The organism is Corallococcus praedator, from assembly GCF_003612125.1.
Taxonomy (GTDB): Bacteria; Myxococcota; Myxococcia; order Myxococcales; family Myxococcaceae; genus Corallococcus; species Corallococcus praedator.
The window spans coordinates 1-420 of the sequence record NZ_RAWI01001189.1; the positions used below are offsets into that span (position 1 = coordinate 1).

The following is a 420-nucleotide window of genomic DNA, read 5'->3' on the forward strand; positions in this document are numbered from 1 at the left end:
GTGCTGGACTGCGTGGCCTCCGGCGCGATGTGGGTGGACATGCGCGCCACCGGCGTGGACGTGCTCATCAGCGCGCCCCAGAAGGGCTGGAGCGGCTCGCCGTGCTGCGCCATGGTGATGCTCAGCGAGCGTGCACGCGCGGCCATCGACGGCACGCAAAGCTCCAGCTTCTCGTGCGACCTCAAGAAGTGGATGCAGATCGCAGAGGGTTACGAAAAGGGCCAGCACGCCTACCACACCACCATGCCCACCGATGCCCTGGTGCAGCTGCGAGACGTGATGCTGGAAACGCGCGACTACGGTTTCGAGAAGGTGCGCGCCGAACAAATCGCGCTGGGCGCCAAGGTGCGCACGCTGCTCGAATCGCGCGGCCTGCCCAGCGTGGCGGCCGAGGGCTACAAGGCGCCCGGCGTGGTGGTG

At 67.9% G+C, this 420-nt stretch carries 1 protein-coding gene; it reads left to right on the forward strand.

The window, feature by feature from the left end; translation table 11 throughout:
* Positions 1–111: 111 nt before the first annotated feature.
* The coding region (locus D7Y13_RS43675) for a hypothetical protein (protein ID WP_208734694.1) at positions 112–420 on the forward strand (309 nt) is incomplete at its 3' end.